22 protein-coding genes and 1 pseudogene are annotated in these 23,966 nt (G+C 72.3%); 5 read left to right on the top strand and 18 right to left on the bottom strand.

The features are described 5' to 3' along the window. Positions 1–52: 52 nt before the first annotated feature. The 3 genes from ACFVYI_RS40505 to ACFVYI_RS40495 all read right to left on the bottom strand — a co-directional run bounded on the left by ACFVYI_RS40505 (position 53) and on the right by ACFVYI_RS40495 (position 1,782). Positions 53–586 (bottom strand): hypothetical protein, encoded by a 534-nt coding sequence (locus tag ACFVYI_RS40505; protein ID WP_387894838.1) that lies wholly within the window; start codon positions 584–586, stop codon positions 53–55. A 266-nt stretch (positions 587–852) separates the two neighbouring features. Next, entirely contained in the window at positions 853–1,209 is a 357-nt protein-coding gene (locus ACFVYI_RS40500) for a hypothetical protein (RefSeq protein ID WP_387894837.1), read from the bottom strand. 24 nt (positions 1,210–1,233) lie between these two features. Continuing rightward, the gene (locus ACFVYI_RS40495) at positions 1,234–1,782 is read right to left on the bottom strand and encodes a TetR/AcrR family transcriptional regulator (RefSeq protein WP_387894835.1); all 549 of its coding nucleotides are present in this window, start codon (positions 1,780–1,782) and stop codon (positions 1,234–1,236) included. Positions 1,783–2,087: 305 nt separating this feature from the next. Between ACFVYI_RS40495 and ACFVYI_RS40490 the strand changes: the two genes are divergently transcribed. After that, positions 2,088–2,966 carry a short-chain dehydrogenase gene (locus tag ACFVYI_RS40490; protein ID WP_387894840.1) on the top strand — a complete coding sequence of 293 codons (879 nt, stop codon included), beginning with the start codon at positions 2,088–2,090 and terminating at the stop codon, positions 2,964–2,966. 572 nt (positions 2,967–3,538) lie between these two features. Here ACFVYI_RS40490 and ACFVYI_RS40485 read toward each other — a convergent pair. After that, the gene (locus ACFVYI_RS40485; RefSeq protein ID WP_387894834.1) at positions 3,539–3,733 is read right to left on the bottom strand and encodes a hypothetical protein; all 195 of its coding nucleotides are present in this window, start codon (positions 3,731–3,733) and stop codon (positions 3,539–3,541) included. A 391-nt stretch (positions 3,734–4,124) separates the two neighbouring features. Here ACFVYI_RS40485 and ACFVYI_RS40480 point away from each other — a divergent pair, with 391 nt between their 5' ends. Beyond that, entirely contained in the window at positions 4,125–4,757 is a 633-nt protein-coding gene (locus ACFVYI_RS40480; protein WP_387894832.1) for a TetR/AcrR family transcriptional regulator, read from the top strand. 64 nt (positions 4,758–4,821) lie between these two features. Next, positions 4,822–6,363 carry an FAD-dependent monooxygenase gene (locus tag ACFVYI_RS40475; protein ID WP_387894830.1) on the top strand — a complete coding sequence of 514 codons (1,542 nt, stop codon included), beginning with the start codon at positions 4,822–4,824 and terminating at the stop codon, positions 6,361–6,363. Here ACFVYI_RS40475 and ACFVYI_RS40470 read toward each other — a convergent pair. The 3 genes and pseudogenes from ACFVYI_RS40470 to ACFVYI_RS40460 form a co-directional block, all read right to left on the bottom strand. Then, on the bottom strand, positions 6,353–6,553 hold the full coding sequence (locus tag ACFVYI_RS40470) for a hypothetical protein (RefSeq protein WP_387894829.1): 201 nt from the start codon (positions 6,551–6,553) through the stop codon (positions 6,353–6,355). The genes ACFVYI_RS40475 and ACFVYI_RS40470 overlap by 11 nt on opposite strands. A 342-nt stretch (positions 6,554–6,895) precedes the next feature. Next, on the bottom strand, positions 6,896–8,425 hold the full coding sequence (locus tag ACFVYI_RS40465; protein ID WP_387894827.1) for a hypothetical protein: 1,530 nt from the start codon (positions 8,423–8,425) through the stop codon (positions 6,896–6,898). Positions 8,426–8,743: 318 nt separating this feature from the next. After that, positions 8,744–8,950, bottom strand: a pseudogene (locus ACFVYI_RS40460) (SMI1/KNR4 family protein); the annotation flags it as partial. Positions 8,951–9,036: 86 nt separating this feature from the next. On the opposite strand from ACFVYI_RS40460, the gene ACFVYI_RS40455 reads away from it, so the two are divergent. After that, the gene (locus tag ACFVYI_RS40455) at positions 9,037–9,438 is read left to right on the top strand and encodes a hypothetical protein (RefSeq protein WP_387894825.1); all 402 of its coding nucleotides are present in this window, start codon (positions 9,037–9,039) and stop codon (positions 9,436–9,438) included. An 84-nt stretch (positions 9,439–9,522) separates the two neighbouring features. Here the strand turns inward: ACFVYI_RS40455 and ACFVYI_RS40450 are convergent, their stop codons facing one another. Together ACFVYI_RS40450 and ACFVYI_RS40445 are read right to left on the bottom strand one after the other, a co-directional pair. Further along, positions 9,523–10,167, bottom strand: a complete 645-nt coding sequence (locus ACFVYI_RS40450; protein ID WP_387894824.1) for an NADPH-dependent F420 reductase — start codon at positions 10,165–10,167, stop codon at positions 9,523–9,525. Positions 10,168–10,216: 49 nt separating this feature from the next. Then, positions 10,217–11,029: an inositol monophosphatase family protein gene (locus ACFVYI_RS40445; protein WP_387894823.1), complete on the bottom strand. Its 813-nt coding sequence runs from the start codon at positions 11,027–11,029 to the stop codon at positions 10,217–10,219. Between the two features lie 116 nt (positions 11,030–11,145). Between ACFVYI_RS40445 and ACFVYI_RS40440 the strand changes: the two genes are divergently transcribed. Continuing rightward, positions 11,146–12,090 carry a LysR substrate-binding domain-containing protein gene (locus tag ACFVYI_RS40440; protein ID WP_387894822.1) on the top strand — a complete coding sequence of 315 codons (945 nt, stop codon included), beginning with the start codon at positions 11,146–11,148 and terminating at the stop codon, positions 12,088–12,090. Positions 12,091–12,519: 429 nt separating this feature from the next. On the opposite strand, the gene ACFVYI_RS40435 is transcribed toward ACFVYI_RS40440, so the two are convergent. From ACFVYI_RS40435 to ACFVYI_RS40395, 9 genes are all read right to left on the bottom strand, one after another. Continuing rightward, a complete protein-coding gene (locus ACFVYI_RS40435; RefSeq protein ID WP_387894820.1) occupies positions 12,520–12,810 on the bottom strand; it encodes a hypothetical protein in 291 nt (96 codons plus the stop codon). Continuing rightward, a complete protein-coding gene (locus tag ACFVYI_RS40430) occupies positions 12,803–13,264 on the bottom strand; it encodes a phosphohydrolase (RefSeq protein ID WP_387894819.1) in 462 nt (153 codons plus the stop codon). Before ACFVYI_RS40430 ends, ACFVYI_RS40435 begins: the two co-directional genes overlap by 8 nt. Before the next feature lie 591 nt (positions 13,265–13,855). Next, the gene (locus ACFVYI_RS40425) at positions 13,856–14,620 is read right to left on the bottom strand and encodes a DUF6193 family natural product biosynthesis protein (protein WP_387894817.1); all 765 of its coding nucleotides are present in this window, start codon (positions 14,618–14,620) and stop codon (positions 13,856–13,858) included. Positions 14,621–15,003: 383 nt separating this feature from the next. After that, entirely contained in the window at positions 15,004–18,372 is a 3,369-nt protein-coding gene (locus ACFVYI_RS40420) for a hypothetical protein (RefSeq protein WP_387894816.1), read from the bottom strand. 214 nt (positions 18,373–18,586) lie between these two features. Then, on the bottom strand, positions 18,587–18,925 hold the full coding sequence (locus ACFVYI_RS40415) for an RNA polymerase-binding protein RbpA (protein ID WP_387894814.1): 339 nt from the start codon (positions 18,923–18,925) through the stop codon (positions 18,587–18,589). Positions 18,926–19,564: 639 nt separating this feature from the next. Continuing rightward, a complete protein-coding gene (locus ACFVYI_RS40410) occupies positions 19,565–20,068 on the bottom strand; it encodes an N-acetyltransferase (RefSeq protein ID WP_387894813.1) in 504 nt (167 codons plus the stop codon). Positions 20,069–20,500: 432 nt separating this feature from the next. Then, positions 20,501–21,055: a hypothetical protein gene (locus tag ACFVYI_RS40405; RefSeq protein WP_387894811.1), complete on the bottom strand. Its 555-nt coding sequence runs from the start codon at positions 21,053–21,055 to the stop codon at positions 20,501–20,503. A 207-nt stretch (positions 21,056–21,262) separates the two neighbouring features. After that, complete coding sequence (locus ACFVYI_RS40400) at positions 21,263–21,658, bottom strand: hypothetical protein (protein WP_387894810.1); 396 nt, start codon at positions 21,656–21,658, stop codon at positions 21,263–21,265. Positions 21,659–21,764: 106 nt separating this feature from the next. Beyond that, a partial coding sequence (locus tag ACFVYI_RS40395) for an ALF repeat-containing protein (protein WP_387894808.1) occupies positions 21,765–23,966 on the bottom strand: 2,202 nt, incomplete at its 5' end.

Genomic DNA, 23,966 nt, shown 5'->3' with positions numbered 1-23,966 from the left:
ACGGCATGAGTATCGCCGAGCGGTAAGCAGGTCTGCATCGAACAAGAGCGGTTCAACGAGCCAGTTCGAGCAAGTGCTCACGAAACGCCCTCTGACACTTCCACAGGCCAACCAGGGGCTGGTCAGTGGCGGTAGGCGCCGACGGTTTGGTCAAGAAATAGCAAAGCCGTTTCTTCGCCGCAGGTCGCAAAGGGGTCCTCCCCGCAGACGCGGGGGCCAACCGGCCATCGGCGAGCGCCAGGCCATGGCACTGCGGTCCTCCCCGCAGGCGCGGGGGGTCAGCCGGAGACGTGTGATGAGGATCCTCGGATTTCTGTGCCTGCAGCGCTTGCCTGCGCGTCGCTTGCGGCAGTGAGCAGGCGTTTTCCAGCTCGTGGGCGTGCAGGGCGGCGGACAGGTCAACAGTGATGGCCGCCAGGCCGACGGCGTCGGCCGGAGTGTAGCTCGACGCGTTCTTGACCAGCTGATCGACGTGACGTGCGAAGAGGGCACCCAGCCCCTCAGCGGTCGGCAGACGTACTGCGACGAGCGGGCTGAGCATCTCCGTGCAGATGGGGAAGAGCTCCCTCGGCACCTGCAAGATCACGCAGCAGGCGACCCTGGGTCGGTGGGGTGGGCTGCAGGCCCATGAGGGGCCGGTGGCATCACGACGGCGGGATCCGCGGATCGGAGGCCTTCGCAGCCGGTGCGCGCCTGCCCGTGTTGGTGGCCGGGGCCCGGACGAGAAGCCGGAGAATGTCCGCAGCCGCCTCGATTCCTTCTGAGGTCACGCCTGCGGTTCAGCGGCGACGGCCGTCGGGCCGGCCGGAATCGGCCCGAATCCAACGGCCCGGCGGCCGTCGCCGCACAGGGTCAGCTCACTGCTGTGGCACGCTCGATGAGTGCCACGGTCGCGCGCGGATCGGAGACCTCGACGACGAGGCGGGCGTAGCGTTCGTCCGCCAGCTCGATCACCACGGCCTTGGTCGCGTCGTGGACGTCCCAGAAGACCCGCTCCCCGTGGATGTGGAACGTACCGGCGGTGATGACGCCGGGGAGGTGGGTGCCGGGGGCACGAAAGCCCTTCGCCTCCCTGGAGATCCCCGGGTCGGCGGTCGCACCGCGGACGTTGGCCAGTGGGATGACCAGTCGGCTCCTGAGGGCCCAGAGCTTGTCGAGCCCCTCGATCTCCACGATCAGGTTGTCGCCGTCGATACTGACATTCGCCATGTCGGGTCCTTTGCGGTGGATGGTTCAGTGCTGGTCGAGCCGCTGTGCAAGGGCGGCGCCGGCCTGGTCGACGGCCGCGCTCGCAGCGCCGGACCTGGCCCGTAGGCGCAGCCCGAGGACTGCCGCGGTGAGCGCCGTGGCCAGGCCGGATGCCTCGCCACCGGTGTCCGCCCGGACCAGGGCGCCGGTGGCCCGGTCCAGAGCGGCGAACGCTTCGGCGACCATGTCGGCCACCTCGGTGTCTTCCGGCGCGCGTTCGGCGGCGGCCAGCAGGAGCAGGTCGAGGCCCGCTCCCGTGGCAGGTGCGGCAAGGGCCTCACGCACCCCCTCAAGAGGGCCGGCGGCTTCGGCGATGCGGCCGATCAAGGGGGCGAGGTCCTGGTCCAGGGACCAGCGCAACGCGGCCAGATAGAGCCCGCGTTTACTGCCGAACGTCTTGTACAGGCTGTTGCGGTGCACACCGAGGTGAGCGACCAGATCATCGATGGAGGTGCCGTCATAGGTCCGGCCGGCGAACAGCTCCGCCGCCGACCGAACCACTTCGGCCTCGTCAAATCCTCTCGGGCGTCCCATGGGATGACCGTACCGAGTTGAGGAACAGTCAGTCAAGAACAATCGTTCCTAAAATACGCCGCTCAAGCAGAACAGCTGCCAGGCTCGGCAGACGGCCTGCGGGTCGGGCTTCGCCGACCGGCACGGCGACCTGGGTGTCGGCGGATCGCGCGGTACGGCCTGGCCCCCTGCCCCGACATCGGCCGGCCCGGCCCGGCCACTCCCCGTCGGCGTCGTCGTCCACGCTTTCGCCCCGCGAGGCAGAAGGCTCGTCGCTCTCGTCACCCCGGACGTCCGATGGCGCCGCGCGCGGCCACGGAACGAGACTGCGCGGATCCTCGTTCTTGATCGGTGGGGGAAGCGCCGGTGTCGCCGCGCCGGGCCCGCGCGATATCGCTCGGCTGTCAGCGGGGACAGCGACCTGCCGGTGGGATGTGAGTGGCACCCAGGACCTTGGGAACCGGGCGAGACGGACCGTGAGTGTGCGGGCCCGCCCCTCCCAGACCACTCCGAGCTTCCAAGGAGCCCGCCATGCCACCCGTACCCCCGGTCCCGCAGTGGGACGTCCACCGGCTGCCTCGCGCCGAGGGAAAGAGCTTCCTCATCACCGGCGGCAACGCGGGCATCTGTTCGCGACCAACCACCTGGGCCACTTCGCACTGACCCACCACCTGGCCCCACTGCTCACGGCGACTCCGGGGAGCCGGATCGTCACCACCGGCAGCTTCGCCGCCAAGTCCGAGCGCCTGGACCTCGACGATCTCCAGAGCACGCACGACTACCGACCCAAACGCGCCTACGCGCGGTCCAAACTGGCCCAGATGCTCTTCGCCCTCGAACTCGACCGCCGCCTGCGTGCCGCCGCCGGCACGACGCTGAGCGTTCTCGTCCATCCCGGCGGCGCACTCGACTCCCTCACCCCTTCGCGCCCGCCATTCCACGTCCGGACCACCGGCGAGCGGCTGAGCCGCCTGCCGCTCGGCCTTGTCGTCCAGGGCAAGGACGCCGCCGCATGGCCCGCGGTCCGGGCCGTACTCGCCCCGGGCGTGCGCGGCGGCCAGATGCTCAGCCCCCGAGCATTCGGGCTGCGCGGTACGCCCAGGACCGAACCCCTCTGGAACCACCTGACCGACACCACGACCGCGGCACGCCTCTGGACGGCCAGCTGCGAACTGACCGGCAACGACCCGACGTTCACGCACTGACGAGGCCTTCGCGCGACGCGACTGCGGCCCGGTGGTGCGTGAGCCGGCCGTCAGGACGAGGAGGGGCACGCCCTGCTGCTGGAGCCCGATCCGCCCCGCCCCTTCGGCTGAAGGACGGCGTGCGGGCGACGACGCCCATGATGAACCGGCGGATCTCGGTACTGACCACCCCGCTCTCGCCCGGCCGCGGCGTCTCCTGGTCCTGGACGAAGCGGAGCACCGGCGGAACGGGCAGCACGGCCGGCTTCCACCACGCCGCCCTCGGCAACGAGACCGACCTCGCGGCTGCGATCCCGCGCCTGGACCAGCTCACCCGCGGCCGCGACTACGCCTACGACGTCGACATCGCCCACTGCATGGCCGGCCACCCCTCCCCCGCACGCTGGCTCGACGGCGAACAGACCGTCCGCGACCGCTGGCGCACTCCAGTGGCAACCCGACGTGCCCTCCGTAGCGCGAAGGAGGCCGCGCGGCCTTCGGGGTGCCCTCCTCTCCGCTCCCGGCCGGCAGCCAGTCACCGTCCGATCGCCCCGGACGTGAGGCTCCTACAGAGCCGGCAAAGGCACGGCTCCTCACTCATTCAGGGAACGCCGCGCCGTACGGGTGAAAGCTGCCACGACGGTCCATACATGGGCGCAGCTGGCGGGGAGCTCGGCCGGGTCGCCGGTGCCGCGCAGGATGTCCTCGACGAGTTTGAAGACCCTGGTCGATGCGGGCCCCACGGCCATGGCGGCTTCTGCGACGTCGTCGGGTCCTTCCAGGGACACGACGTCGAGTGCTGGGGAGAACCGCCTGTGGTAGTTGTCGCGCAGGTCGTCGTGGATCTCCTTGAGGGCCGGTTGCCACTCCGGGTGGGTCGCCCCCCCGAAACAGTGACAGGGCGTTGCCGACTGGGGAAGAGGCAGTGTTCCGAGTGTGCGCTGTTCCCTTGCCCAGTGCCGTGATGAGCCGACTGAGTCTGCTCTGGTCATAGGTGTTGGTGTTTGCCTCGGGTTCAGTGGTGGTTGCGCTCGAACTCGGCCTGCCGCCAGTCCATTTCTGGCCCGCCGATGCGGACGAGCGGCCGCATGGGGTCATCGTGACGGTCGGCGAACTCTGAAGAAACTTGCCATTCTGGAAATCTTGCCGTGGCAGCAAGATTTGCCCTACGCTGCTCGCATGGCACCTGCAGATGAGGCTCGCACGACCGCGCAGCCCGGACTTCGCGAGCGCAAGAAGCGGGAGACCCGGGTTGCGCTGAGCCAGGCGGCGATCCGGCTCTGCGTTCTGCACGGCTGGGACGCTGTGACGGTCGATCAGATCGCTGCCGAGGCCAACGTCTCGGTTCGCACCTTCCGCAACTACTTCGCCAGCAAGGCCGAGGCGATCGCCGCCAGTCACCTGGAGCGGATGTTCCGAGTCGCCGACGACCTGCTCGCCCGCCCGGCCGGCGAACCGCTGTGGGACTCGCTGCTCCACGCCGTCCTGGGCCAGTTCGTACCGCCGGACAACTCCGCGTCGCAGAACGAGCGCTGGCGCGAGGGGGTGCGGCTGATGCTGGCCGAACCCGCGCTTGCCGGTGAGATCGTCAAGGCCAACGCCGCCGCCCAGCAGGAGTTGGCCCAGGCCGTCGCGCAACGCACCGGGATCGACGCCGAACGCGACGTCTACCCGAAGCTGGTGGCGGCCGTGGTCGCGGCCGGCAGCGCAGTGGCCGTTGAGCACAGCCTGCGCGCCGACGAACCCGGGCCGCTCGGTGCGGTGCTGGCCCAGGTCTTCGAGCAGGTCGCCGCCGGCCTGCCCGTCCCGTAGCGAAGAGCGGCGACCATCTTCCTTTCAGTGCCACCCTTCCCGTTCGCACCAAGGAGACGTGACCGTGACAGCCGACGTGATCATCGTGGGAGGCGGCCCGAACGGGCTGATGCTGGCCTGCGAACTGAGTCTGGCCGGCATCCGCCCGATCGTGCTGGAGCAGCTCCCACAGCCCAGCATCGAACCCAAGGCCAACGGCCTGCTCGGCCAGGTGGTACGCCTGGCCGACCATCGCGGCCTGCACGAGCCGCTCAGCGGCAGCCCGGAGCCCCCACAGCCAAACTCCGCCTACTTCATGTTCGCCGCCATGGGCCTCAACCTCGGCCTACTGGAATCCAGTCCGGTCTTCGGCCTGGCCGCCCCGCAGCACCGTATCGTCCAGGTCCTGGAGGAGCGCGCCCGCGCACTCGGCGTCGACCTGCGGCGCGGACACCGGGTCAGCGGCGTCGCCCAGGACGAGGACGCCGTCACCCTCGACGTCACCGGCCCCGACGGCGACCAGCGGCTCCGCGCCCGCTACGTGGTCGGCGCAGACGGCGCGCGCAGTGTGATCCGCAAGCTCTCCGGGATCGGGTTTCCCGGCGTCAGCCACGACCGCCGTACCAACCGATCCGCCCACGCCACCGTCCCGGGCGACTGGGTCGACCCGGTCAATGGCGCCCTGGCCATTCCCGGTTACGGGCCGGTCCTGCCCTTCCTGCCCCACCGCACCGACCAGGGCGGCTTCTCCTACGCGCCGTTCCCCGGCCAGCCGCCACTGGTCAGCACCACCGAATGGGACCAGCCCGCGACCGACGAGCCGATGACCCTGGCCGAAATGGAGTCGAGCATCCGCCGGGTCCTCGGCGTCGACCTGCCGCTCGGCCCGCCGGACGGAACGGGCCCGCATGTGCTGCGGCGGCTCACCGGCGGCAACACCCGGGTCGCCGACCGGTTCCGCGACCGCCGGGCCTTCCTGGTCGGCGACGCCGCCCACGTCTACACCTCCGGCGGCGGCCCCGGGCTCAATCTCGGCCTCCAGGACGCCGCCAACCTCGGCTGGAAACTCGCCGCCACACTGCGCGAAACCGCCCCACCCGGCCTGCTTGACACCTATGACACCGAGCGCCGCTTGGCCGCCCGCCGCATGGTGCTCAACGCCGAGGCACAGTCCGCGCTCACCGCACCAGGGAGCGACACCACCGCCCTGCGCGAACTCTTCACCGAACTGCTCACTCGCAAGGAGGTCGTCCAGCAACTCGCCGACCTCACCGCGGGCACCGACGTGCGCTACGAGATGGGCACCACCGATCCCCACCCCGCAGTCGGCTACTTCGCACCGGAGTTGGAGCTGATCACTGGGTCGGGCAAGGTTCGGCTCGCCCAACTTGCCCGGAACGCCAGGCCGTTGCTAATAGATCTGACTGAGAATCAGTCGTTGGCAGTCGTACTGGCGAAGGATCAGGACGCTGTCGACCTCGTCATCGCGCAGAGCGGTCCGGCCGGCCTCACCGGCCTGCTGATCCGCCCCGACGGCTACGTCGCCTGGGCCTGTGGCGCACCCAGCCCGGACCCGGCCGAGCTGGCCGCCCTGCGGGCGGCCGTCGAGCGCTGGTTCACGGTCTGAGCAGCAGCCGCCCTGCGTCGGGCGCAGCGAAGTAGTCGGCCCAGCTGAGCTGTGCGTACTGGGCCCAGCGGTAGGCACAGCTGGCTGTGACGCCGAAGAGATCGCTGACGAAGATGGACGGTAGCGCACTGACCGCTTCGATCATGGCCGTGTTGCGAGCCCCGAGGCTGGGCAGGTCGTGCAGGTTCATGAGGTTCTGGAACCTGCTTGAACTCAGCGGCCTGCTCGCCGGGGGGCCGGGAGGGGGCGAGGGCGGCAAAGCCCCCCGGGCCGAGCCGACGACGTGCCGGCGGCCGGCTCCGGGAACGGGGCCCGCTCGAGCGCGAGCAGCCGGGCCTCGCCGGACGGCTGGCCAGAGGTGTCGGTGGCGGGCTCGGAGAAGGGCTGCCACAGCGGGCGCCGGTTGGGGGAACCGATGATCGCCAGTCTTTCAGCTCCACCCGCCCGGCCATGCCGAACACGGAGCCCCGCAGCCGTCGGCCGGCCGCACACTCGCCCTGCCCGGGGATGGGTGGGCGGCAAGCCCCCCGGTTCACGAGGTGGCGACGATGAGGACGCAACCGCTCGCGCCATCGGTCCCGTCCGCGCCGTTCTGCCCGTTGGGTTGTCCTCGCCGGCCGCCGTTTCCGCCGTTGCCCCCGCTTCCGCCGTTGCCGGTCCCGGGTCCGGCGGGACAGGCGCTGGTGACGCTGGTAGGCAGGGGGATGGTCCCACCGGTACTGCCGGTGCGGCTGTCGGTCACCGTGGCACCGGCGGTGCCGGTGTAGAGGACGGGAGTGGCGTTCACGCCGGTGGCGGTGGCCGCGCAGATCGGGTCGGTGCCCTCCTGGCCACCGGTGGCTCGGGCGAAGCCACCTGATCCACCGGCGCCGCCGCCCTGGCCGGCCGGGCTGCCGGCCGTTCCGTCACGACCTGGAGGTTGGTTGGCAGAACCGTGGCCGCCGGCCCCGCCGCCCCCGCCGGGCGCGAGTACCGCGACTCCACCGGGGCCGGTGATGGACGCGGCTTGGCCACCCTTGCCGCCGTAGCCGGGGTGGCCGGCGGTGGTGGTGCTGTAGCCACCACCGCCGAATCCGCCCGCCCCGCCGGGTGTGGTGGCGGGCACCGTGATGTCCAGGACGGTGCCGGCCTGAAGCCCGGTGAACGTGCAGGTGAGGGCTGCCGCCGCACCTCCGCCCGTGCTGCCCTGGCCGGCGGCGCCGTCGCCGTAGACGATGCTGGCGCCCTGACCGCCGCCACCGCCGCCGCCGCTACCCGCGGCACCCACGGCCGTGACGGTCAGCGTGCTGGTCTGGGCGGGGACCGTGTACTGGGCGAGGCCGGGGGCGCAGACGGACGTGGACCCGCTGGGAGGGCAGGACAGGACGGGAGTGATCAGGACGCACCCCGGCAGACCGCCGCCCAGCCCGTCCAGCTCGCCGAGCCCACCCAGTTCGCCGAGCCCGCCCGGGCCGCCGAATCCGGCCCCGGGGCACTGGGGTGCGAAACCATCCGGAGAGATGGTCCCACCGCTGCCGCCGGCCAAGCCGAATTGCCCGGCCGTACTGGTGGCGGCCGGGCCCGTGACGGCCGTCAGCCCGTTGCCGGACGCGGTACAGGTCGGCGAGGTGCCCGGCTGGCCGGCGGTCGCCTCCGGAGAGCCGTTCGCCAGGCCGCCCGCACCTCCGCCGCTGCCGCTACCGGCGCCGCCGTCGACGCCGCCGACCCCGTCGACCTCGGCGAGGCTGCCGGCGCCCCCTCCGCCACCGGCGGCGGAGATGACCAGACCGGAAACGGTGACGGAGGCGGCCTGGCCGCCCCCGGAAGGACTCAGGACCTGTGAACTCGCCACCAGGGCACCGGCCTTCCCGCCATCGGGCACGGTCACCTCCAGCTCCGTGCCCGGTGCCAGGCCGGTGACGGTGCAGACGATCGCGGCACCGGCTCCACCCCCGGCACCGGAAAGCCCGCCGCCCCCGCCGCCGCCCCCGCCGACGACGGTGAACCGGACCTGCAGCACGTTCTGCGGCACGGTGTAGGTGGAGGAGCCAGGCGTGTCGCAGACCGTCGTGCCGTTCGCCACCGAACACGCGCCGGCAGCCGCAGCCGGGGCGGCAGTCACCGCGTCGGCAGCCACCGTGGCGGCCGCCATAGGCAGTGGCAGAACCGCGCCCCCACTCAGCGCCAGGGCGCCCACCGACGCGAGCGCGCCCAGCAGAAGCCGTCCTCGCCCCTCCCCACCGTCCCCCGGAATCCGTCGTCCCAGCACGTTGCCTCGGCCTCCCATGTAGGTCATCTGGTGGGAACGCGACGGATCCGAACCGCACGCTCACAGCAAGTGTCAACACAGGCACTCTGAGTGCGCAACGGCGGACCCGCACGACAACCCGGTGGCGGTCGGTCATTCGGCGCGCCCCCTACGGTGCCGAATCGGATGCGCTGGGAGCTGGGGTGAGGTGAGCTCCAGAGCCCGGTTGTCCTGTCCGGCAGCCATGTGGTCGAGCCATCGTTCATGCCAGGCGAGAAAGTCTGGCGCTGAGGAGACGTTCGGGCTCCGGAAGCCGTCTGCGTTGCCGATGACCATGCGCCCGGTGAGAGGTCCGGTCATGCCTGTGCGTATGGCGGTGCCGCAGGGTTCTATCGGCATGCAGGGCAACGGGTGTGTACTGGGGGCGTACCGCATGAGGGGGAAGCATGCCGCGAACGCCGGATTCGGGAACACCTGAGCCAGATCGCGACGAGGAGCCCTGGCTGGGCAGTGACAAGGTCTCCGAGCTGTGGCAGGTACGTGAGCACTGGCTGCCGAGCGTCGCTGCTCTTGCGGATGTCCGCGTCCGCAAATACGGCGGGGAGAGCCGGGGCACATGGGGAGCAGCACTGACCTTTTACGACTATCACCCCGGGGATGCGCGGCGAGCCGCGCTGGCCATCTCCGAAGGCCGCGTCGACATCCCGTCGGTCTGGCGCCTCAACACTCCTGGCGGTCGGCTGGCGGAGTACGGGGGCCTGTTCGCGTTCCGTCTCGGCTGCTTGATCGTCCTCGCCTTGGTTCTCAGCAGCATTTGGATGCTGGTCCATGAACTGGCGTCTTCCTGAGTCGGTGGCAGCGGGTCCAGGTCGGCGCCCGGCTGCCTCGCACGAGCCGGCTACCGGTTCTGGTCCGAACCCGGTCTTGACGGGTCAGCGGGTGAGGGAGACGGCGAAGGGTTTGAAGCCGTGCCGGCGCAGGATGTGGGGAACCACGAGGATCATGGCCTCGGTGGCGCGGGCCGTGGTGATGCCGCCGAGGTCCTCGATCCATGCGGGCTGCCAGCCCAGGTCGCCGAGCAGGCCGGTGACGGTCTTCTTCGCGTTCTGGTCCTCGCCCGAGAGATAGGCGGTCGGTGGGACGGCCAGGGTTTCGGGAGCGGTCATGACCATGAACAGCATGGTGTTGAGGGTCTTGACCACATGGGTGTCGAGGAGGGCGGCCTGGAGTTGCTCGGCGAGGCTGCTGCCGGGATAGCACAGGTCGCCGGGCAGGCCGTCATCGGCGTCGCGGGTGGCGTTGGAGACATCGACGAGGAGCTTTCCGGAGAGCTCGGTGCGCAGGCCGGCCAAGCGGTCCAGGGAGGTGTCGCCGGGCGTCGCGTTGATCACGATGTCCGCGGTGCGGGCGGCGGTGCGCTGGTCGGCGAAGGCGATCTGCGGGGCGATGCCCGCGGCACGGGCTGCGGTCTCTTCCGGGTTCCGGACACCGAGGGTGACACGGTGTCCGGCTGCGGAGAGCTTGCCGGCGAGGTTGGCGCCGACGCGGCCGGCGCCCAGGATGCCGATGCTGGTCATGAGGTGATGCTCCTTGCGGTGGCGGGGTGGGGTGGAGCGGAAGTGTCGGTCAGGCGATGGTCGACAGGACCTTGAGGGCGGTGGTGTGGATGCCGGGGGCGGCGGCCAGGAAGTCGCGGCTGCCCGTGTTCCAGGCTTCGCCCGCCAGGTCGGTGACGGTGCCTCCGGCCTCGGAGACCAGCAGCGCGCCGGCGACCAGGCCGGAACGGACGTCGGAGAACTGCCAGAAGGCGTCCGTGCGTCCGGCGGCGACGTGGATGAGCTGCATCGTGGCGGGAACGGACACGCGCACGACCAGGCCGCTGATGAGCATGGCCGTGACGGAATCACCGATCCGCCGGAAGGTGCGCTCGTCCTCGCCAGGCCTGGCCTGGCCGGTGCCGACGAGCGCGGCGCCCAGATCGGTCTTGGCGGACACCTTCAGGGGCCGGTCGTTGAGGCGGGCACCGCCGCCGGCGACAGCGGTGTAGGTGTCGCCGGTCAGTGGCAGGTGGACGACGGTGAGCACCGGCCGGTTGTCGCGGACCAGGGTGGCGGTCACGGCCCAGTCCTCCATGCCGTGAACGTGGTTGATGTTGCCCTCGGCGGGGTCGACGACCCACCACTCCCCCGACGGGAGCGCACCGCCGGCCAGCTCGTCCTCGGCCCACTGCGACCCGGGCCGGGCCCGCAGCAGCGGCTCCCGCAGCACGTCCAGCACCGCGTCGTCGTTGGCGTGGATCTCAGCGACCACCTCGTCCAGGCTCACGCCCCGGGCGTGCGGGGTGTGGCGGTCGCGCAGGGTGAGGCCGGCGGTCTTCACCGCGGCGACCACCTCGGACAGGAGCGTGGTGTCGGCGGCAAAAGGCATGGCTGTGCTCATGGCGGGGCTCCCTCGATTCGATGTGCGCGAGCGGCCTGTCTCGCGCCCGCACTTCGAAGGTAGGACCCCCGGTCATTAACAACAAGTGCATGCTATTCACTCGTAGAGTTACTGGCATGCAACTGGATCTGAACCTGCTCACCGCCCTCGACGCACTGCTGGAAGAAGGCAGCGTCGCCGGCGCCGCAGCACGCCTCCACGTCACCGCACCGGCGATGAGCCGCTCCCTGGGCCGCATCCGCAAAGCCACCGGGGACCAGATCCTGGTCCGCACCGGCCGCACCATGGTTCCCACCACCCGCGCGCTGGCCATGCGCGTCCAGGTCCACGCCCTCGTACAGCAGGCCCACCACCTGCTGTCCGCACAACAAGAACTCGACCTGGCAGCTCTGGACCGGGTGTTCACCGTGCGCTGGCACGACGCCCTGACCGCCGCCTGCGGCACCACCCTGATCACCGCCGTCCACCACCAGGCCCCCGGAGTCCGGCTGCGCCTGTCCGCCGAACCCCGGACGGACGATGCCGAGCTGCGCCGTGGTGAGGTCGACCTCGAATCAAGCTCCAGCGCCCCGACGTTCCCCGACATCCGCCACCGCCTCGTCGGCAGCGACCGGCTGGTCATCGCCGTCCGACCGGGCCACCCCCTCGCCGAAGGACCGCTGAGCATCGAGCGCTACGCGGCCGCCGAACACCTCACCGTTTCGCGACGCGGAAGCCTGCGCGACCCGATCGACGACGCCCTGACCACCCGCGGCCTTGAACGACGCGTCGTCGCCGCCGGGCCCACCGCCGCCTTCGCACTGCAGCTCGCCCTCGACACCGACCTGGTCGTCACCCTCCCCGACGCGGTCACCCGCGCAGCCCGGGAACACCTCGGCCTGGCCACACTGCCGCCGCCACTCCCATTGCCCGACGTCCCCCTGTACCTGCTGTGGCACCAGCGCTACGACGACGACCGCGCCCACACCTGGCTGCGAGACCTGGCCACCGAAACCGTCCAGGCACTCTTCGCACCACCGACCGCCTCTCAACAGCTCCTCACCAACCGCACCGGGCAGTGACGGATACATCCGGGGAAAGGCCTGCGGCAGCTGAGTGAGTAAAGCCGCAGAGCACGTCGCCGGTAGCAGTCGCGGGGGTTGAGCCCAAGAGCCACCCCCCATTCGGCTGGTCGGCGCGGCAACAGTTCGCTCCGCAACACCTGCAATCGGCCATCCGTCACGGCTTCCGGGGGCTCCAGTCAGCCGGACGTCGGCGCCCCGTCATCCGTCGGCCGGGCGTTGGACACGACCCTCGGAGAAGGCGACTGTGCAGCCGTCATCTCAGGCCGCCCCGAGTCGGTGACCGGGTGGCGGCGGGCATCATCCGACGGCTGTCCAGATGCGGAGACCTCGGCCGGCACTCGTCTCTGCTGCCCGAGATGCCCAGCCGGTCCGATCCTGAAGCCGGAAGGCCGCCATCCCCGGTGCGGGATGGCGGCCTCCGGTGCTTCACGGACATGGCGGACGCCACCGGATCGTGCGCGGGCCGACGGCGGCCAGCGGCGATGGCGTCGGCGTGGTCGGGGCCGAGACCGCGCAGTGCGGCCAGGCCAGGCTGGATCGCAGGCCGACCGGGCGCGGCGTCGCCGGCTGCGGCTGCGGCTGCGGTTCGAGGGTGGGGTGGGCGGCGCTGTGGTTGATGTCGACCGGCAGGACGGTGACGCCGTGACGGCGGGCGTCGGCGATGAGGATGAGGGGTTGCGCGTACCGTGATCGGTTGAGATGCGGCCTCTCAGCCATGCACCGGGTATGACGCCTGAAACTCCAGTCGCTCGTCGGCGCCGTCGCCGATACGCCCGAGCAGGTCGTCGAGCGCCATGAACTCTTCCCAGGCCGATCCGCCGCTCGCCACAACGAGTTGTGTCACCACGAGATCTTCCAGCTCTCGGACACGCTTGTTCTTCCAGATCTTGTCGGCCAGGCTCACCAAGAGGTCTTCGACGGTGATGTCGGGTGCAGTCCACGACGCGTGGGTACCGGCGAAGCGGGCGAGCCGCGGGCTGACACCGTGGGACAACAGGTGCGCGCGTCCGGCTTCCTCATGTGCCGAGCCAGCCGCAGACAGTTCGGAGGAGTACACGGTCTTGCCCAGGTCATGCGTGGCCGCCCCGAAGAGTACTGCCTCACAGTCGAAGTCCAGTGCTGGGTGGTGCTGACCTGCCCAGTCCACGATTTGGTGCGCGACGTCGTGCACGACTCGCAGGTGTGCTGCGAGCCGTGGCGGGGCTTCCAAGCTCTCCACGAGCTCCGCTACTTGGACCGGTAGCGGGCAGAGAGACGGGTTACCGGTGTCGTGGAGGGCTCGCCGAAGGACGTGAGAGATCGTCACAGCGCCACGGTACTCACCGTGAGTGGGAAGACGTTGGTGTGGACGGACCCGTAGTTCCCCGCGGTCGTCAACCGTGCCCTGGCCACCGTGCTTACCGGGCACGTCAAAGGCGGCATCATCAGGCACAGCGAGATCTTCACCCCGCCCAGGAATCTCGCCGTTCCGGTTGGGCACACCGTCACGGTCCTGCAGGAGATGGGGATCTTCCTGGACGACGGCGAACCTCCTTCGAAGGCTGGCTCGCCGAGCGGCTGGAGGGCCTTACCCCCCGGGATCCGTGCCGAAGCCGAACGATGGGCCCGAACCCTGCACGACGGAGGCCCCGCAGCCCGGCACGATCGGGCTGTGCCTCAACAGGGTCCGCCCGGCCCTGCTGGAGTGGTCGAACCGCCACGACCACCTGCGGGAGCTGACCCGCGATGACGTCCTCACGTGTCTCAGGACTCTTCACGGACGTCACCGCCACGATCGACTCGCCGCCCTGCGTTCACTGTTCACATGGACCAAGCGGAGCGGACTCATCTTCCGCAACCCCACAGCCCCGATCAAGGTCGGGCAGTACGGGTACTCCGTGCTGCAGCCGATCGTCCCCGCACAGGTCGATCGGGCCGTCGCGGCAGCCACCACCCCTGCGACACGGCTCGTCCTCGCCCTCGCCACCGTCCACGCCGCCCGGGTCGCCCAGATCGGCGCCCTCATGAAGAGGGCGCGCAGCGCCGGCTCGGCGTGCGCCGCCTCGATCAGGGCCTGGTGCGTCTCCTGCCAGGTGTACTCCAGGTCGCGCGCCTCCTGGCGCATTCGCTGCCACTCGGATTCCGTCAGGCGCGCCGGATCGCGGTCGGGCACCTCGAACCGGCCGGCCAGGTGGACGAAGGGTGCCGCCCGGCGGATGTCGTCCGGCGCCGCGCCGTCGTGCCACGCCCGGGCAGCCCGGGCGACCTCCGCCAGGTCGTCCGTCGTGCCGTCGACGAGGGGCACGCTCTGGAACGCCTCGGTGCCGCGGATCGACCACCGGCGCTCGTGCGACGATGCGCTGATCTGCAGCGGCTCGCGGTGCGGCAGCGTGCTCGCGACGCTCGCGTGGAGCAGCGGAGAGGAGTCCGGGGACGTGACGGGGACCGCGCGGAGGCAGCCTTCCGCCTCGGTTCGGAGCGCTGCGGCGAGGCCACCGCAGGCCGCGATGTCGGGGTACAGGACGGCAGGATCGGTAGGAGTGGGCACGGCTCCTGATTGTGCCCGAGCCGCCGATTCCCGGGGTGGGCGGCCCCGTGGACCACGGAACAGTCGGTGACTCGGTCTTCCGTACTCCGGCCAACGACTCCATCCCTCGACCAAGGGCTGTCCCGCATGACCGTTGGCCGAGGTGGGCAGGCGGCGTCGCTGCGATCTCGTCGAGACGGGGCGGGATCGCGGCGCGCTGCGCCGGCGTGAGTTCGGGGCCGTCCGTCAATTCGCGGGGCAGCCGGACCGCGTCCCGCCGCCCGGGCCTCCCCCGGGAGGGCCCGGGGGCGGCCTGGGACAGCGGAGAACGAGGGCCGCGGTCACCCGGCGCAGTGGGCGGAGCCAGGCCGGCCGTTCGGGTGTCGGACGGTCGGCGCCGGAGGTCACTCCCGGTGGGTGACGGCCGCGAGGGCCCGCTCGCGGACGTCCGCCGAGGGGTGGCGGCGTAGTTCGCGCAGGAGGGCCCGCCACTCCTGGGGCCAACCGAGGCGATCCCCGAACACCTCCGTCAGCGCCGTGACGAACAGCCCGGCGGCCGGGCCGGTGTCCCCGCCCCGGCGGGCGGTGCGCGCCAGCGCGTCGAGTGTCCCGGGTGGCGGCAGCGGGCCCGAGGCGTGCTCCCGCAGCAGCGCCAGCGCGGTGAACGCGGCCGCCGCCGGCCGGCCTTGGTGGGCGTCGGCGAGCGCGCCGAGCGCGGCCGCCAGCGCCTGCGGCCCGGCTGTCGGGTCCACCAGCCGGCGCAGTGCGGCCGCCCTGATGTCCGCCAGGTCGGGTTCGGCCGCGAGCAGGTCGGCGGCGCCGGCGAGCAGCGGCCGGTGGCGGTCGTCGGCGGGGAGGTCGGTGAGGTGGGCGAGCCTGCGGCGGGCCGGCAGGTCGCGGTCGTCCCCGGCGTCGGGGTCGTCCCTCCGCGCGGCGGCGGCGAGATCGGCCAGGGTGTGGTGGAGCAGGCTGCCGGGGGCGGCGCCGCCGAGCGGGTGCGGCAGCCCGGAGGCGGCGAGCGCGCGGACGGCGCCCGCGGCCTCCCGCCAGCCGCTGCGGTTCGCCAGGTCGGTGACCGCCTGTCGGGCCACGTCCGCGGTTTCCGGGGCCCAGGCGGCCCACCGCGGCAGAGCGGCGAGGGCGGGCGTGGCGACCTCCGGGTCCGGCGCGGCGGCGACGGAGGCCACCAGGTGGGCGTAGCGGGCCCGGTGGGTCTCGGGGAGGTGCCCGGGATCGGCCCGCAGGACGGCGCGGCGTACGGGCGGTGGGGCCTGCCCGGTGGCGGCCTCGGCGAGGAGTTCCCAGACGGGTTCGGCGTCCAGCAGACCGGTCGCGAAGGCGACCGCCGCGGCGCGTACGTCGCGGTGCTGGCCTTCGACGCGGTACGCGGCGACCAGCAGGTCGGCGGCGGCCCGCGGCGGCAGGTGCTCGGCGGCCAGCCGCACGGCCTCCTTGCGGCTGGTCACCTTGCTGCCCTGCGCCCGGGACAGCAGCTCGCCGAGCCGCTCGGCGAGTTCGCCGGGCGGGGCGAACCGGGCGGCCCGGGTGGCCGCGTACACCGCGACGCGGGCGCGGTCGCCGCCCGCGTGGGCCAGCAGGTCGCCCAGGGCGTCGGCGGGCCGGTCCGTCCAGGCCGAGGCGGCGAGCGCCGCCTCGGCGAGCACCACCTCGGCGGAGTCCAGTTGGGCGCGGACGGCCGCCTCGCCGTACTCGGGGATCGCGGCGGCGGCGTGGACGGCTGCGGCACGCCCGTGCAGCGGCAGGGTGGGGTCGCTCGCCGCCGCGGCGGCGAGGCGGGCGGCGGCCTGCCACTGGCGCGGCGTCCAGCGGCTCGCCGACCAGGTCGGCGGCAACGTCGCCCGCTGCGGCCGCTTGAGGAACCGTCCGTACGGCGGCGTGGGGGCGAGCAGCGGGTCGAGCAGGTCGGTGCGCCGCTCGACCAGTACGGCCCGCACCGGCGACAGCACGGCGGCGGAGGGCTCGAGTTCGAGGATCTCGGCGACCCGGGCGCCGCGGGTGCGCGGGTCGTCCAGCCACAGGGCGGCGGCCGTCGTGAACGCGCCGTCCGCCCCGAACTGGAGGGCGTGCAGGAGGAGTTCCTGCAGCTCGGGGACGCCGCGGGCCCGCCGGCCGAGCGAACGGGCCAGGGCGAACAGCAGCCAGTACTGCGCGGTGTCGGCCATGGTGTCCAGCCACGGCCGCAGGGTCGCGAACACCTCGTGCTCCTGGCCCCGCCGCAGCCGGTGCTCCAGGCGGCCGAGTTCGACCGTGCCGGTCTGCCCGGCGATCTTCCGCAGGCTCCGCAGCGCCCAGTCGACCAACTCGGCCCCGCCGGCGACGGCGTGCTCGCGCAGCACCTCGGAGACCAGCCGCTGCAGGGCGGTGCGGGTCGCGTACGAGCAGTCACGGGCGTCGACCGCGTCCTGCACGGCAGCGTCGAGGACGGGCACCGCCGCCGGGGTCAGCAGCCGGGCGGGCACCTGGACGAGCGCGGTCAGCGCCGCGCAGCGCACCGGGTCCTGCTCGTTGCGCAGCCGCGGCAGCAGGGCGAGCACAGCCTGGACGGCGGCCCGGTCGTCGGAGGCGGCCGCGTTGGCGAACAGGGCCGCCCAGGCCGCGCACCGATCGTCGGCGTCCGGGCGGGCGAGGGCGGCCCACAGCTGCGGCTGGGCCTCCTCGGTGGGCAGGTACGCCAGGACGGGGGCGATCTGGGACCAGGGGCGGCCCTGCGCGCGGCGTGCGGCGACCTGCCGCCGAGCCTCGGCATGGCGGCGCGCGTGCGGGAACAGCGGCAACAGGAGGGAGAGTTCGTCCTCCCGCGGGAGGACGCCGGCGTACACGAGGTCGAGGAAGGCGTCGCGCCGGCCCGGAGGAAGGGCGCGCAGCAGGGCGGCGAAGCAGCGGGGCGCGGCCAGCCAGTGGCGGCCCAGGGCGGGGAGCGAGGGCGGGTCGGCGAGCACCAGTCGGCGCAGCGTGCCGCTGGTGGGCGGCGTGGTGTACGGCCCGACCGCGCCGCGCCGCGGGTCGGCGAGGAGGCGGACGGCGCGTTCGGCGTCCGTGGCGGCCAGCGACGGCAGATGATCACGGCGCAGCGGGAGATCCGGGCCGAACCGCTCCAGCAGGTCCAGGACCCGTTCGGGGCGGGCCCGTACGGTGGCGCCGAGCGCGTCGGCGAGGGCCGGCCACTGCCCGAGCCGCAGCGTCTCGGGGTGCTTGGCGAGGACCAGCTCCAGGTGGTCCAGGACCTCGTCCGGGAAGCGAGCGGCAAGAGGTGCGAGCGGGGCGGCGTGCGCGAGGTCCGGCAGGGTCCGGTCGACGAACGCGGGGCTGCAGGCGGAAAGCAGCCGAGCGGCCTCGGTGTCGCCCCACTCGGCGCGCAGGCGGACCACCAGCCGCTCGGCGAGCCGGTGCCGGCGGCCGTGCCGGACGACCCGGGCCAGCTGCCGGCGCAGGGTGCAGGAGGCGCCGGTGAAGGCCGCCGCGATCGCCTCGTCCGGGATGCCCTGGGTGCGGGCGGCGCGCAGGGCGTACCCGCGGACCACCGGGTCGGGGTCGGTCAGCCGCTCTGTGAGGTAGCCGGTGTCGCGGCCGGCCGACGCGGCGAGCGCGGCCAGCCGTCGGCCGTACACACCGGAGCGCTCCAGGTCGAGCAGAAGCCCCGGGAGCCCGCCGTCGACGGCGAGCTCCCGGGCCCTGCGGGCGACAAGCCGTTGACGCTCCGGGTGGGAGAGCGGGTCGAGGTCGGCGAGCAACTGATCGGCTTCGTGGGGCATGCGGCCATTCTGGCCGGGCGCAGCGGATGCCTCCCACTGGATTTCCGCTGCCCGGCACGGGTGGACCGGGCGGCGGGTGCGCGGAGTGGTGCGGCGTCCCTCCGGCCCCCGCCGGGCAGCGGGCACCGGCCGGACGCCGTCCTCGCTGTCGGGCTCAGCGGCGAGAGCGGGTCGGAGCACCGCGCTGCACCGGTCGCGGCGCCGTTCCAGGAGTTCAGATGGTCCCGCGCAGCTTGGCCAGTGCCTCGTTGAGCAGGATCTCGCCGTCCTCCTGGCTGCGGCGTTGCCGGACGTAGCCCAGGTGCGTCATGTAGGGGGCGCTGCCCTGGGCGACAGGCACGTCGTCGGGGTCGGGGCCGGCGGGCAGACCGCAGCTGCGACAGTCCCACACCTCTGGGACCACCGCCTCGATCGCGAAGCTGATCTGGGTCCGGTGGCCGTTGCCGCACCAGAACGACACGGCTGTACGAGGGGCGAGATCGCCGCGCTCGGACTCCCCCATCGGCCCCGAACCGATCCGCGCACCCCTGATGCCGCCACGTCCCTGTGCCACGATCGTTCTCCTCGGTCACGATGTCCACGCCTCGGATGTGCATGGGGACGCTCAGGGTACGGCCACTCCGGGCAAAGCCTGCCCACAGCCCCCCGCGCACGCGTGCCCAGGGTGAGGCCGCCGAGCCCGGCAGAGGCGGCCTGGTCGGCCTCCTGGAGCCCGTGCACCGCGCCCGCCCCACCCCGAATCGGCGGGCGGCGGGCGGAAAAGGCGTCCGCCGGTTGGCGCACGGGTTGTCATCACCGGTTGCCGGACTGGTGAGAACACCCGTTTTCGGATCGTGACTATCGGCCGGCCACCTTGGTGGAGCCCGTTACCTGATCGTTGCGCTGGAGGGGCTGATCGCCAAGGGATCCGCCGAGGTGTGGCGCAGCAGCGGGCCGGTCATGCGCCTGTGGGGATGGGCCCCGCACCGTTCGCGCTCTTGCCCTCCGCCTTCATGGCAGCCACGCTCGGATCCACGTCGGCTCGACACCCGGGGGCCACAGGGGCAACAGGGCCTCCGGGAACCACTCGGAATGGGATCGCACCCCCGAGCTATCTGGAGGCCCTGCTCTCACGCGCGGAAACCGCCGCAGTCACCCGATCGAGACTCCCGTTCGATCGACAGCCTTCGAGATCGGTACGGGCGACAACCACTTACGTGTCGGGATGCTCCGGCAGGGCGAGCCAGTCCGACCAGGAGATCTCGCGGCCGAGGAAGCGCGGCTGATCGAACGGCCAGTCGGCGGCGATCCACTGCGGCACCAGCGCGTCGAGGGCCTGCTCGACCTTGCTGCCCACCAGCTCGTCCACCACCCACCAGGAGATCTCGCCGTCCGCGCCGGCCCTCTCCGGTGGGTCGATGTAGACACAGCCGAGCAGAGCTGTCTCCGCCGCGTCGAACAGCGCGTAGTTGAAGGACTGGTGTGCGGCGATCTCCTTCTCGTGCCGCAACAGGTCGGCCTGGTCGGCCTCGTAGGTCATGGTGGCCGCGGGCCAGCCCCAGGCCGGGCCGAAGATGGTCCACAGCCGCTCGCGCGAACCCATCACAGCCGGATAGTCGAGCGGGGTGTCCGCCTCCCGGATCGGTCGCAGGTGATGGCCACCGCCCGGCAGCGGTACCAGGACGGGGTGGACGAAGTCATCGGGAAGCCAGCTCATGGCGCCCGACCGTAGCAGCGCGCCGCCGTCCGCTCCCCTGGATTTCCCCCCGGTACACCGCCAGGCCCTGCTCTCATGCCGGGCAGGGCCCGCGATCACCCGATCGAGACTCCCGTTCGATCGACAGATTCCATGGTCGGTATGGCAACGGCTTCTCTCCACAGCCCACCCACCCGGTGTCGCGACGGCACGGACGAGGCGCCGGCACCCGGAGGCCCGGAGACGGGCGGCCGTCGACCCCGCCGGATCCGCCCGGCGGTACACGGCACCGCCGACACCGACGAACGCACGGCCGGGCCGGCCGGTCATCCACGCGGCGCGTGAACGGGTGCGGAGCACGAGGCCTGTCCCGGTGTCAGGGCGGCGCCGGAGCCGATGGCGGGGCAGGACGGCGCGGGCCCCGCCGCGGTCGCGCGGCGGGGCCAGGGGGCGTCACTTGGTGGCGGTGAGGTCCAGCAGCGTGTACGGGCGGCGCTGCGGTTCGGAGGCCTCGCCGACCGGGTTCGGCATGTTCCGCAGCAGTGTGAAGGTCTTCTCCTCGGTCTGGCCACCGGTGCCGGTGACCATGTGGGCCGTCACCGCGTAGTCGGGGGTCGTGATGCCGTAGACGGACGGCAGCTCCAGCTTGATGGAGGCGCTGTTCCCGGTGATCTGGAAGCAGAACTTGCCGTGGCCGATCGTGTCCCGGTCGGTCATGCCGCGGGTGTCGATCAGCAGTACCCCCGGCTTGGTGGTGCCGGGAGCGGGGCAGTCGACGAGGACCATGTGGCCGTCCCCGGTGATGAGCCTGATGCCGCGGTCCGTGAAGATCTTGTCGGCGTCCGGGTAGACGAAGTCCTCGACGTCCGGCGGCGGCGGGGTGTCGTCGGCGGTGACGACCGCGGAGCCGGCCGGAACGCCGGTCGCCGCGTCGGCGACCGCGACACCGGTGAGTGCGACGGAGCCGGCGACCGCGCCGGCGACGAGCAGCTTGGGAATGGAGCGCATGGGAATCCCCCCTGGGAATTTTCGGATTCGGTGGTTCACGGCACCTGCGCGAATGGCTCGGCGGCCGTCACCGGAAGCATTGCTATCACGAACGGATGATGCTCTGGAAGATCGTTCAGTCGACCGGTACGAGAATTGTCGAACCGTGAGTACGTACACGAATTCCATGGGTCGGGCGACATTCCGAACGGCCCCTTGCCGGGCGGGTTACGGCTTGAACAGGTACAGGAGGCCGCCCATCGCGACCGCCGCGACGGCGAAACGGATCATGGCTTCCTGGGCGAGGCCGTAGTGCTCCGGCGGCAGGCTGCCGTCCTCGGGACGTTCCAGGACCATCCGCGCCATCTTCCTGCGGAACCCGAGCAGGCTCCCGGGAACCAGCAGGCAGACGATCGAGTACATCGAGAGCAACAGCTGGGTCGAGTAGTCGGGCTTGGCGATCGAGGCGACGAAGGCGATCGCCGCGAGGACCACCGGCATGAACGAGACGCGGATCCGGGTCGCGCGCGTCGGCATCGAGGGAACCAGCAGTGCGAGGTTGACGGCCGCGCACAGGGCCGCGATCAGCCACCAGGAGGTCGTGCTGAGGTCGAGTTCGTACATGTCCACCCCTTGTCGACCGTGGGGCCGCGTCGGACGCGGCCCCACGGTCCCGTTCGGATTGACTCACCGCTCTCCGGCAGCCTAGGGCGCCGGACGGTTCAGGAGATCACCAGGTGAAGAGGCCGATGAAGCCGGAGGCCGCGTTGGCCCCACCCTCGATGATCTTCTTGCCGACTGCCTTGGCGCCCTTGATGCTGGTCTTCACGGCCGGTGCGGCGACCTTGTCGAAGGCCTTGCCGAAGGGGCCTCCGACCCAGCCGACGGCGGCGCTGGTCGCCGAGTCGAGGAACGCCTTGCTGTTCCAGCCGTCGGAGAGGAGGAACGCGCCGGCGCTGAGGAGACCGGCACCGAGGGAGAACGCCCCGAAGACGGTGAACCCGATCTCACCGAGGGGCGGCGGAAGGACGAGCGAAGTGACCGCCGCCAAGGCCCAGATGGTGCTGTAGTGCCCCATCTCCGTGGCGAAGTTGCGGGTGCCCTCATTGCCGCCGCCGCCCGTTCCACCGGTCCCACCGGTCCCACCGGTCCCACCGCTTCCGCCGGAGCCCCCGGGCGGGGTGGCGGACGCCGTTTCGTTGACCTTGTCGTTGGCCGGGGTGTTGGACGGGTTGACGTTCGCGGCCTCGGCGGCCCGGGCCGCCTGAGCCGCCGCGGCGGCAGCCGCCGCCTGCTCCTGGGCCCGCTTGTTGGCCGCGATGGTGCGCGCCTCCCGAGCGGCCGCGGAGGCCTCGGAGGCACTCTTGCCGGCGGCCGTCGCCGAGGCCGCCGCGGTGGCAGCCGAGGCACGGGCGCCGGCCGCCGAGGCGGTGGCCTTGTCGGCGGAGGCGACCGCCTGGTTGAGCGAGTAGTTGGCCGCGCGGTTCGCCTTCTGTGCGGTCGCGGCGGCGGACTTGGCCTGCTGGGCGGAGGCGGCCGCGGCGTTGGCCGAGGCGTCCGCCGCCGCGGCCTTGGCCTGCGCGTCGTCCGCGTAGCCCTTGGCCTGCTGGGCCGACGTCTGGGCCTTGTTCGCCCAGTCATTGGCCTCCTGGGCGGCGTTGCGGGCGTTGGCCGCGACCTGGTACGCCAGCTGGGCGTTCTCGGTGGCGGTGACCGCGTCCTTCGCCGCGTTGGCGATCAGCGCGAGGACCGAGGACACGTGGGTGTCGGTGTCCGAGTCGAGCACGGCGGCCTTGTGCTGGACGGTGGTCACGAAGTCGTGCTGCATCCAGGCCGGCCCGGCGAGCGCGATCTCGGCCGCCGCCTTGAGGTTGGGACCGCCCTGGCCGCCCAGGAGGGCGAAGATCGCCACCCGGTCGTCCTCGGCCACGGCGCGCTGGTAGCCGGTGTGGACGAAGTCGGACATCGCCTTGGCGCTGCCGTTGCTCAGTGCGGCGGCACCGTCCCGCCGGACCGCCGTCCCGGCTCCGTCGAGCATGGTGAAGACGGTGTACCGGAGGTCGTCGGCCTGGACGTCCAGCGCGCCACCGGAGAGGAACTTCGGGACGGCGGTCGGGTCCGTGCTCTCCAGCGTCCGCTGGGCGGCCCCCGCGAGCGTGGAGGTGCCGATGGTGGACATGTAGGCGACCTTGTCGCGGTCGTCCAGCTGGAGGCTGTCCTGGTACTCCTTCTTCGCCCAGGCGACCACGCCGTCGTCGTTGTCGGCGAGCGCCGCGCGGGCGGCGTCACGGGTCCAGTAACCCGCGGTGTCCAGCAGGTTGACGGCGGCCTTGCGGCCGAAGCCCGCCGCCGTCTTCGTGTCGGTGCCGGAGGCGGCGGCCTTCTGCACCAGGTCCTTGGTGGCCGCGTCGAGCGCGGCGGCCGAGGTCTGGTCGCCGGTCAGCTTGACCTGGTCAGCGGCCTCCGCCTTGGCGAGCGCGGCGGCCTCCTTGAGACCCTGCTGCTTGTCGGCCTCCAACTTGGCGGCCTCGGCCTGACGGGCCAGCTGCTCGATGCTCTGGGCCTCGGTGACGGCGTCGTTCGCGGCGGTCGCGGCCTCGACCGCGGCGTTCGCGTGGGCGGTCGCCACGTTGGCCCAGTCCTGCGACTCGCCGGCCGCCGCGGCGGCCTGCTCGGCGGCGGCGGCCGCGTTGTCGGCGTGGTCGGCGGCGCTGTTGGCCTTCCGGTTAGCCTCGGCGGCGTGCGTGGCCGCCGCGTTGGCGAGACTCTCGGCCCGGCCGGAGGCCGCGGTGGCCAGGTCCGCCGCGGAGCGCGCCTTGCCGGCCGCCTCCCGGGCGCGGGCCGCCTGGGTGCCGGCGGCCCCGGCCGAGTTGCCGGCCTGGGCGCTGGCCTCGGCGGCACTGGCGGCATCGCGCGCGGCGCGGGCGGCGGC

Origin of the sequence: Kitasatospora sp. NPDC058218, assembly GCF_042882445.1 — a bacterium.
Lineage (GTDB): Bacteria > Actinomycetota > Actinomycetes > Streptomycetales > Streptomycetaceae > Kitasatospora.
This window is presented reverse-complemented; position numbering and strand designations above follow the sequence as displayed.